Origin of the sequence: Xanthobacter autotrophicus, from assembly GCF_005871085.1 — a bacterium.
Taxonomy (GTDB): Bacteria; Pseudomonadota; Alphaproteobacteria; order Rhizobiales; family Xanthobacteraceae; genus Xanthobacter; species Xanthobacter autotrophicus.
In genome coordinates this window covers 1-3053 of sequence record NZ_VAUP01000027.1, presented here as the reverse complement: position 1 = coordinate 3053, position 3053 = coordinate 1, and the positions used below count along the sequence as shown (strand labels likewise).

The 3053-nt window shown below is 68.2% G+C and carries 3 protein-coding genes; all 3 read left to right on the top strand.

The features are described 5' to 3' along the window. From FBQ73_RS11870 to FBQ73_RS11860, 3 genes are read left to right on the top strand one after another with little or no spacing between them, the layout of a single operon-like run. Window positions 1-1164, top strand: a complete 1164-nt coding sequence (locus FBQ73_RS11870; protein ID WP_138399721.1) for a Re/Si-specific NAD(P)(+) transhydrogenase subunit alpha — start codon at window positions 1-3, stop codon at window positions 1162-1164. Continuing rightward, window positions 1164-1619 carry a proton-translocating transhydrogenase family protein gene (locus FBQ73_RS11865; protein WP_138399720.1) on the top strand — a complete coding sequence of 152 codons (456 nt, stop codon included), beginning with the start codon at window positions 1164-1166 and terminating at the stop codon, window positions 1617-1619. Before FBQ73_RS11870 ends, FBQ73_RS11865 begins: the two co-directional genes overlap by 1 nt. A 10-nt stretch (window positions 1620-1629) precedes the next feature. After that, window positions 1630-3036 carry an NAD(P)(+) transhydrogenase (Re/Si-specific) subunit beta gene (locus tag FBQ73_RS11860; RefSeq protein ID WP_138399719.1) on the top strand — a complete coding sequence of 469 codons (1407 nt, stop codon included), beginning with the start codon at window positions 1630-1632 and terminating at the stop codon, window positions 3034-3036. Window positions 3037-3053: the final 17 nt, after the last annotated feature.

Genomic DNA, 3053 nt, shown 5'->3' with positions numbered 1-3053 from the left:
ATGAAAATCGCTGTCCCCGCCGAGGTTGATCTCGGCGAGCCGCGGGTCTCTGCGACCCCGGATACGGTGAAGCGTCTTGTCGGTCTTGGCGCCAGCGTGGCGGTCGAGACGGGCGCGGGCCTCAAGTCGGGCATCCTGGATGCGGACTATGAGGCGGCCGGCGCCACCATTGCGGCCACCGCCGCCGATGCGCTGTACGGCGCTGAAGTGGTACTGAAGGTGCGCCGTCCGACGGAAGCCGAACTTTCGTCGTACAAGCCCGGCGCGCTGCTGCTGGCCATCATCGATCCCTATGGCAACGACGAGGCCCTGGCGACGCTGGCGCGCTACAACGTCAATGCCTTCGCCATGGAGCTGATGCCCCGCATCACCCGTGCGCAGGTGATGGACGTTTTGTCCTCCCAGGCGAACCTTGCCGGCTATCGCGCCGTCATCGACGCCGCCGCCGAGTTCAACCGCGCCCTGCCGCAGATGATGACCGCCGCCGGCACCGTGCCTGCCGCGCGCGTCTTCGTCATGGGCGCCGGTGTGGCGGGCCTTCAGGCCATCGCCACCGCGCGCCGTCTCGGCGCCATCGTGACCGCCACCGACGTGCGCCCCGCCGCCAAGGAACAGGTCGCCTCGCTGGGCGCCAAGTTCGTCGCGGTGGAGGACGAGGAGTTCAAGCAGGCGGAAACCGCCGCCGGCTACGCCAAGCCCATGTCGGCGGAGTACCAGGCCAAGCAGGCGGCCCTCGTCGCCGAGCACATCAAGAAGCAGGACATCGTCATCACCACCGCCCTGATCCCCGGCCGGCCCGCGCCGCGCCTGATCACGGCCGAGATGGTGGCCTCCATGCGGCCCGGCTCGATCATCGTCGACCTGGCGGTGGAGCGTGGCGGCAACGTGGAAGGCGCGGTGCCCGGCCAGGTGGCCTTTGTCGGCAACGTCAAGATCGTCGGTCACCTCAACGTGCCCGGCCGCATCGCGGCGTCGGCCTCGCCGCTCTACGCCAAGAACCTCTTCAACTTCTTCGAGACGATGGTGGACAAGGCGACCAAGTCCCTCGCCGTGAAGTGGGACGACGAACTGGTCAAGGCCACCCTCCTCACCCGCGACGGCGCCGTCGTGCACCCCAACTTCGCACCCAAGAATCTCGCAACGACCAGCGAGGGAGCGGCCTGATGAATCCCGTCTCAGCCCAGACCGCGACGGACGCCGCCGCCCAGGCCCGCGCCGCCGCAGAGATCGCGCGCCAGGCGGCGGAAGCTGCCCAGCTCTATGCCGACCAGGCCGGCGCCGCCCTCGGCGCGGTGGCCCACGGCGCGACCGGAGGGGCCATCGACCCCTTCGTGTTCCGCCTCTCCATCTTCGTGCTCGCGGTGTTCGTGGGCTATTACGTGGTGTGGTCGGTGACCCCGGCGCTGCACACCCCGCTGATGAGCGTCACCAACGCCATCTCCTCGGTGATCGTGGTGGGCGCGCTGCTCGCGGTGGGTGTGACCACCGTGGGCGATTCCAGCCATGCCTGGGGCGCGCGCATCTTCGGCTTCGTCGCGCTCGTCTTCGCCTCGGTGAACATCTTCGGCGGGTTCCTCGTGACCAGCCGCATGCTCGCCATGTACTCCAAGAAGAAGTGAGGCGGAGCACATGAACGCGAATTTCGCCGCCCTGCTCTACCTGGTCGCAGGCATTCTCTTCGTCCTGGCCCTGCGGGGCCTCAGCCATCCCACCACCTCGCGGCAGGGCAACCTGTACGGCATGGTGGGCATGGGCATCGCCGTCCTCACCACGCTGGCGCTGTCGCCGCCGTCGGACCTCACCGGCTGGGTGCTGGTGCTGGCCGGCATCGGCATCGGCGGTGGCGTCGGCGCGGTGGTGGCCAAGCGCATCGCCATGACCCAGATGCCGCAGCTGGTCGCCGCCTTCCACTCGCTGGTGGGCATGGCCGCGGTGCTGGTGGCGGCCGCCGCCCTCTACGCGCCGCGCGCCTTCGGCATCGGCGATCCCGGGCACCTGCACGGCGCGAGCCTGGTGGAGATGTCGCTGGGCGTGGCCATCGGCGCCATCACCTTCACCGGCTCCATCATCGCCTTCGCCAAGCTCAACGGCAACATGAGCGGCAAGCCGATCATGCTGCCGTCGCGCCACTTCATCAACGCCGGCCTTGCCCTGCTGCTGCTGGTCCTGATCATCGCCTTCGTGCTCACCGGCTCGATCACGGTGTTCTGGATCATCACCGCGGTGTCGCTGATCCTTGGCGGGCTGCTCATCATCCCCATCGGCGGCGCGGACATGCCCGTCGTGGTGTCGATGCTGAACTCCTACTCGGGCTGGGCGGCGGCGGGCATCGGCTTCACGCTGGGCAACACCGCGCTGATCATCACCGGCGCGCTGGTGGGCTCGTCGGGCGCGATCCTCAGCTACATCATGTGCAAGGGCATGAACCGGTCCTTCATCTCGGTGATCCTCGGCGGCTTCGGCGGTGACGCCGCGGCGGCCGGCGGCGGGGCCCAGGCGGAAGCCCGCCCGGTGAAGCAGGGCTCGGCGGACGACGCGGCCTACATCATGAAGAACGCCGAGAAGGTCATCATCGTGCCGGGCTACGGCATGGCGGTGGCCCAGGCCCAGCACGCTTTGCGCGAGATGGCCGACATGCTGAAGGAGGAGGGCGTCGAGGTGAAGTACGCCATCCATCCGGTGGCGGGCCGCATGCCGGGCCACATGAACGTGCTGCTGGCCGAGGCCCAGGTGCCCTACGACGAGGTGTTCGAGCTGGAGGACATCAACTCCGAGTTCGCCCAGGCGGACGTGGCCTTCGTGATCGGCGCCAACGACGTGACCAACCCGGCGGCCAAGACCGATCCGCAGTCGCCGATCTTCGGCATGCCCATCCTCGACGTGGAGAAGGCGAAGACCGTCCTCTTCATCAAGCGCGGCATGGCGGCGGGCTACGCCGGCGTCGAGAACGAGCTGTTCTTCAAGGACAATACCATGATGCTCTTCGGCGACGCCAAGAAGGTCACCGAAGAGGTCGTAAAGGCCCTCGGACACTGAACAAAGGCCTGGCACGG